This window comes from Aneurinibacillus tyrosinisolvens (genome assembly GCF_001015055.1).
GTDB lineage: Bacteria > Bacillota > Bacilli > Aneurinibacillales > Aneurinibacillaceae > Aneurinibacillus_A > Aneurinibacillus_A tyrosinisolvens.
Genome location: NZ_BBWZ01000049.1, coordinates 26,258 through 32,297, shown reverse-complemented (window position 1 = coordinate 32,297; position 6,040 = coordinate 26,258). Strand labels below are relative to the sequence as shown.

The 6,040-nt window shown below is 45.8% G+C and carries 6 protein-coding genes, 5 tRNA genes and 1 riboswitch; of the genes, 1 reads left to right on the top strand and 10 read right to left on the bottom strand.

Annotation, left to right across the window (positions count from 1 at the left end; all coding sequences use genetic code 11):
• Window positions 1–70 precede the first annotated feature (70 nt).
• The 6 genes from MBEAL2_RS24970 to MBEAL2_RS24945 form a co-directional block, all read right to left on the bottom strand.
• Window positions 71–147: transfer RNA gene (locus MBEAL2_RS24970), tRNA-Pro, on the bottom strand.
• A 28-nt stretch (window positions 148–175) separates the two neighbouring features.
• A tRNA-Thr gene (locus tag MBEAL2_RS24965) sits at window positions 176–251 on the bottom strand.
• A gap of 78 nt (window positions 252–329) precedes the next feature.
• Window positions 330–406 (bottom strand) — tRNA-Met (locus MBEAL2_RS24960).
• A 9-nt stretch (window positions 407–415) separates the two neighbouring features.
• Window positions 416–507, bottom strand: a tRNA-Ser gene (locus MBEAL2_RS24955).
• Between the two features lie 6 nt (window positions 508–513).
• A tRNA-Ser gene (locus MBEAL2_RS24950) sits at window positions 514–607 on the bottom strand.
• 177 nt (window positions 608–784) lie between these two features.
• Entirely contained in the window at window positions 785–1,216 is a 432-nt protein-coding gene (locus tag MBEAL2_RS24945) for a BrxA/BrxB family bacilliredoxin (RefSeq protein ID WP_047154939.1), read from the bottom strand.
• A gap of 241 nt (window positions 1,217–1,457) precedes the next feature.
• Between MBEAL2_RS24945 and MBEAL2_RS24940 the strand changes: the two genes are divergently transcribed.
• Window positions 1,458–2,369 carry a polysaccharide deacetylase family protein gene (locus MBEAL2_RS24940; RefSeq protein ID WP_052947997.1) on the top strand — a complete coding sequence of 304 codons (912 nt, stop codon included), beginning with the start codon at window positions 1,458–1,460 and terminating at the stop codon, window positions 2,367–2,369.
• 95 nt (window positions 2,370–2,464) lie between these two features.
• Here MBEAL2_RS24940 and MBEAL2_RS24935 read toward each other — a convergent pair whose 3' ends face one another.
• The 4 genes from MBEAL2_RS24935 to MBEAL2_RS24920 form a co-directional block, all read right to left on the bottom strand.
• Window positions 2,465–3,457 (bottom strand): ABC transporter permease, encoded by a 993-nt coding sequence (locus MBEAL2_RS24935; protein ID WP_047154938.1) that lies wholly within the window; start codon window positions 3,455–3,457, stop codon window positions 2,465–2,467.
• Window positions 3,450–4,376: an ABC transporter ATP-binding protein gene (locus MBEAL2_RS24930; protein ID WP_047154937.1), complete on the bottom strand. Its 927-nt coding sequence runs from the start codon at window positions 4,374–4,376 to the stop codon at window positions 3,450–3,452. Before MBEAL2_RS24930 ends, MBEAL2_RS24935 begins: the two co-directional genes overlap by 8 nt.
• Before the next feature lie 13 nt (window positions 4,377–4,389).
• Window positions 4,390–5,088, bottom strand: coding sequence for a GDSL-type esterase/lipase family protein (locus MBEAL2_RS24925; RefSeq protein WP_161798291.1), 699 nt, complete (start codon window positions 5,086–5,088; stop codon window positions 4,390–4,392).
• Between the two features lie 251 nt (window positions 5,089–5,339).
• Window positions 5,340–5,801, bottom strand: a complete 462-nt coding sequence (locus MBEAL2_RS24920; protein ID WP_047154936.1) for a C40 family peptidase — start codon at window positions 5,799–5,801, stop codon at window positions 5,340–5,342.
• A gap of 6 nt (window positions 5,802–5,807) precedes the next feature.
• Window positions 5,808–5,939, bottom strand: a riboswitch (cyclic di-AMP (ydaO/yuaA leader).
• Window positions 5,940–6,040 lie beyond the last annotated feature (101 nt).

Genomic DNA, 6,040 nt, shown 5'->3' with positions numbered 1-6,040 from the left:
CACAGCGTCGAATCGGCTTCTGCGCTCGTTTTCGATTGTAGTGCTTTAGTGCACCCGCTTAATGAAATGATGGTCGGGAAGACAGGATTTGAACCTGCGACCCCCTGGTCCCAAACCAGGTGCTCTACCAAGCTGAGCCACTTCCCGTTAGCATCCAATTGTTAAAAACCGCAAATGGTGCCGGCGAAAGGACTTGAACCCTCAACCCCCTGATTACGATTCAGGTGCTCTACCAATTGAGCTACACCGGCAAAGAAAATATTTGTTATATCCCGGAACAGAAACAAAACAAGTCTGCGCTTTGCACAGCTGTTACCGGGGTAAAAATATGGTAGCGGCGGAGGGGATCGAACCCCCGACCTTACGGGTATGAACCGTACGCTCTAGCCAGCTGAGCTACACCGCCATATGTTTATGGCGGAGAGTGAGGGATTCGAACCCTCGCACGGTTTAACCCGTCTACTCCCTTAGCAGGGGAGCCCCTTATAGCCACTTGGGTAACTCTCCAAAACATGGCGGACAGAGTGGGATTCGAACCCACGAGACGAGTTACCCCGCCTACACGATTTCCAATCGTGCTCCTTCGGCCAAACTCGGACACCTGTCCATTTTTTAATGTTGTTGTTTACTTGCCGTCGATTTCGGCGACAAGAAATATCTTATCATGGTTATCTTCGATTTGCAACTGGTTTTTCATTCCTGAACGTGTGTTTTTCACACATAATTAAAACAGACCCGCCTCTCCAATGAAATCATCGAAAAGGCAGGTCCATCAGACAATCGATTAGTCGCAATACTTATCGTATGCTGCAGTCAAATCAGCTGAAATTGCTTCAGCCGAACGATTTTCAATTTGATGGCGCTCAATCATGTACACGAGCTTTCCATCTTTCATAAGAGCGAAGGAAGGAGAAGAAGGTGCATATCCTGTAAAGTATTCTCTCGCTTTTGCTGTTGCTTCCTTTTCCTGACCAGCAAAAACCGTATACAGGTGTTCCGGCTTTTTCCCGTTCCGAAGAGAGTGGGCTACAGCCGGGCGTGCAAGCCCAGCAGCACAACCGCATACGGAGTTTACAACAACAAGGGCTGTTCCTTTGAGATTTTCTAACTTCTCTTCCACTTCTTCTGGAGTTAGAAGCTCATCAAAACCATTCGAAGTAAGTTCTGTGCGCATCGGCTGAATAACGGACTTCATATATTCATCATAAGACATCATAGTCAACAGGCCTCCTGTAAAATAATTTATCCTCTCTCAATTTTACTGCAAAGCGATAATAAAAAGAGAGTTTATATCATTATATCTGTTTATCAAGAATGGGAAAAGTAATGCAGAACATTATAGAGAAAAAATTTTATTGAGTTTTATGTAACTTTTTACACCATTTTGTCGTCGATCGTAGTAGAATGTCATTTAGAATTATGAATTATTGTAATGATGTAGAAAGAAGGGAATCATCTTGGAGTTTGAGCAGCATAGAAAACGGAGAAACAGAATTTGGCTGGCACTATTGTGTCTGGGGGTTATTATACAGGCAAATTTATTACTTACACATAGTTCCCCGGTGCATTCAGCTGCTTCTTTAGTATCTCCGGTTTCAAACAAAGAAGCTACCTCGTCGGATCTGGAGAAAAAAAGCTTACCTGAAAAGGAAAAACCAGAAAATCCATCTGCAATTAAGGAAGAAGGAAAATCACCGGCAGGGGTGGACAATCCGTTACAAAACCCGGCTTCACCAGCTGATCATGCTACAATCCTCCCAGCAGGGAAAATGATTTCTAAAATTCCATTGGTGCAAAAAACAGTATACTTAACATTTGACGATGGCCCGGGCAAATATACCCAGCAAATGGTCGATATACTTAACAAAAACCAAATACAAGGCGCTTTCTTCTGGATTGGAAAAAATCTAAAAGACAAGGACATCCCAATCGCTAAGCAAATGCTGAGCAGCGGCCATGTGATAGGGACCCATACGATGTACCATGAGAAACTTCGCCAAAAGCCGAAGCAGGTGCAAGTCAAAATGATTCAGGATTCAACCCGGTATACTTCACAGAAAATTGGGGCACCTATCTATTATTTCCGTCCGCCTTACGGAGCGGTTGATGCTAATACGCTCGCTGCTTCCAAGGAAACAAACCAAATCCTTGCGTACTGGAATGTAGATAGCCTGGATTGGAAATACCCTCACAATCCTGGACTCGTGCTAAAAAACATTGAAACCGAAGTAAAGCCAGGATCGATTATTCTGCTCCATGAAAAGGAGCAAACCGTTCAGTTATTGCCTCAGATTATTAACCTGCTTAAGAAAAAAGGGTACGCTTTTGCCCCTCTTCCAACTCCGGCACCGCCGGTGAAAAAATCATAAAGAAACAATCGAGCCGTACCGGAACTGAATCGTTCCGGTACTTTTTATAGTATGCCCAAAACACATCGCTTTAACCCCTCCCCTGCCCCGGTCGTTTAACTTAATACATCGCGCCGAATGAATACAGTATAGGCAACAACCAGCGAGGCCGCGCTCCAAACGCCAAGGGTGATAACGGAAAAAGAAAGGGTCATGCCCGGGATGGGCGGGAGTACTCCTGCGAGGTAATCCGTAAGCTGCAAATTAATCATAAAGAAATACTTTGCGGATTGCCATGTCGATGCCATATTCATTAGAATGGTGCCGGCAATAAGCGCCGAAACCATTGCTCCCATCCCGGCAGCCGTGCTGCGGACCAGTACGGAAACCATGAGTGAAATGCAGGCAACACAGAAGCAGGAATACCAGGCCAGACCATATTCCATAATAAGATACAGCCATTGAGGAATCACGTGGACGTATTTGGTTATCACTTCGGATCCTCTAAGCTTAAAACCCGTGAGAACGGGATAGGTCCATCCCCCATACCCGAAAACAAGCCCGGATATAAGATAAGCAATTGCCCCCGTTAAAATAACAACAGCGGATACAAACAGAATAAGTGCCATTAACTTACTCGTTATAATCTTCCAGCGTTTTACCGGCCTGGTCAGCAGAACCTTGATTGTGCCGCTGGTATGCTCACCGGATACAAGATCGGATGCAATGACAACAATGAGGAGCGGGATGAATAAAGAAACCGCGTTCGCCATGAAGTCCCTTGTAAATGTTACACCATTCGGTGAAGTTGGATCGATATCATGGTTCAGATAATACTGCAGCTGCTGAACCCGGATGCGCATGGCTACCTTCCACTCTTCAGGGATCCTCGTACTGCTAAGCCGGTTCGTTGTATCATTGATTTGCTGTCTTACGGCGATCCGCCAATCCGATGTTCCCAGTTGCTGCTGATTGCTTAGCGTAGCACGGTACTGCGCATATGTGAATATGGGGACAAGCACCACAAGAATCAGGATGACCACAAGAAGGCGCTTTTTCCTTAAAATTTTAATACACTCGTTCATTACAAGTAAATAAAGTCTACCCATTGCTTTCACCTTCCGTCATATGAAGGAACAAATCTTCCAGATTCGGTTTCTTCCACTCAACCCCATAGAGCCTGAATCCGCGATTAACCAATTCGGCCGCAATTCCCGGAATTAAATCCGCCTCCATTTTTGTAGCAACCGCATCCTCCACCGTAGGATCGTCAACGATAGTAACTCCATGGCAGCCAGCGAGTACTTCTTTTACTTGTTCAAGGGGCTCGGCGTACCAGATCATTCTTCTATGAGATTGATAAAGAAGTTCATCAACCTTCCCAACACGCATAATTTCCCCTTTGTTAATGATGGCAACCCTGTCACACATGAGCTGAATCTCACTCAGCAAATGGCTGGAAATAAAAACGCTCATCCCCTGATCGGCCAATTGCCGTATGAATGCCCGCAATTCTTTAATCCCCTGCGGGTCCAGGCCGTTGGTCGGCTCATCAAGAATGAGGAGGCGGGGATTCCCTAACAATGCCTGGGCAATTCCCAGCCTTTGCCGCATACCCAGGGAATAGTCTTTGACGGTATCATTTATTCTGTCTGTCAGACCGACCAATTCAATAACCTCATCAATCCTTTGCCTGGTAACCCCAGGGATCATCCGGGCAAAGTGTCCAAGGTTTTCCATGCCGGTTAAATACGTATACAGTTCAGGGTTTTCTACAATGGAACCGACTTTTTCTAGCGCCTCACTATGGAATCTTTGGATGTCATAACCGCACACTTTTATCGTTCCGGCAGTCGGCTTAATTAACCCGACCAGCATTCGGATGGTTGTCGTCTTGCCGGATCCGTTCGGTCCGAGAAACCCAAACACCTCACCAGGATAAACAGAAAAGGAGATGCCTTTGATAATTTTGTTCCGGCGTATCGCTTTCTCTACCTCTTTGACTTCCAATATTACATCTTTATCCAAGGTCTCATTCCTCCTACTCTAACACTCCTGCCATTCGCTGCCCTATCCGTTTGTACCCAGCCTGATTGGGATGGAAATGATCGCTCGACAAATATTTTGCCAGCCCAAGATGAAATAAGTCATCCGTCGGTATAAAAACCCCTTTCGGATGTAAACTCAGGATTTCGGCCACTCTGCCGTTCCACTCTCTCACAACAACGGAACTTTCGGTGCCGTTTGGCAGGTCTGCAAAAGCATTGTACAACCCTACATACAATAATGGAGCGTTTGGGTTAAGCTGCTTTAAAATACGTATGATTTTTTCATAATGGGAAGCCGCCTCAGGGATGCGTTTTCTAATAACATCAGGCCGTACATCTTCCGCCCCTACATTAAATAAATCATTTCCTCCTATGGAGAGCGTAACGATATCAGCCTGGCGAATCGAACGCCGAATGTCCTCTTTACTTTGCAAATCAGCGAGCAGGTTCGCTGTTTTGTATCCGATAACCCCGTGATTTAGCACGAATACCTGGCGCTTGTTTTTTTCAGCTAGCCCTGCCTGCATATTTCCCACATACCCAAGGCCCGACTCGTCGCCGGTTCCCCGGGTCAGCGAATCTCCAAGAGCGACGATTTGCAGTTTATTCTTGCCGCCGAGGCCTTGCTGCGGAACCTCTTTGTGTACCTCCCATTGCTTCTGTGAAGGATAAAGAATATCGCGGGTTCCCATAAAAAATCCTATAAAAAAGAAAAAAATGTAGAGGCCAGCGCAAAAAATCCAAAGAGCCGCCATAAAAAACGAGATGACATCTGTTTCCCCTCGCCTTCTCCGCAAAAAATTGTCATTCTTTTATTATACGCATAAACAGCGGGAAATAAAAAACGCCCGATATGCACGTAGGCATAAGCAGGCGTTTTTCTCTATTCCATTTACATTTCCCTGTTTGATACAAAGGCTGCGGAGGTATATGTAGAAAGGGATTATTTTATCCTTTTCGCACCCACATAGCGGCTTCCCCAATAATACCTGTCATTCACACTGCTGATGGATACACCACGGCTGCTGGAGGAATGAATAAACTTCCCGCCACCGATATACACACCCGCATGGGTTACAGGAGCGCTGCGCGATGTTTTGAAAAACACCAGATCGCCAGTACGAAGCCCTGAACGCGAAACCGACGCTCCGGTTTTATACATCGCGTACGCGGTACGAGGCAAGGAAACCTTTTCTTTCGCGTACAGATAACGAATAAAGCCAGAGCAATCAAACCCTTTGGTCGTTGTGCCACCCCACCGGTAAGGAATGCCCATTAAACTTTTTGCATAACTCACAAAGCCGGCGCTCGGAGCAGCTTCTACCTTCTGTGCACCACCAGCTATCGCTCCGGACAACATCATACTCCCTGTTAACAACATCGCTAACATCTTCTTGTTCTTCATTTCTAGTTGTACTCCCTTCATGCCTACGAGGTTAGTTGACGGGTTGAGAGGATAAGGTCTCTCTCCACAAATGCGGATACACCCCAGAATAAAATCATCCCCCGTTTCGCAAAAACGCGAATTCGGCCAGTAACTCTTTTTTTTTTAGACAAGCAACACCTGACTGACATCTACCTGCTACCCTGATTGTTAAGCTTAGCCAACAACGTAATATTTTACCGGACAAAATGGTAAATGAA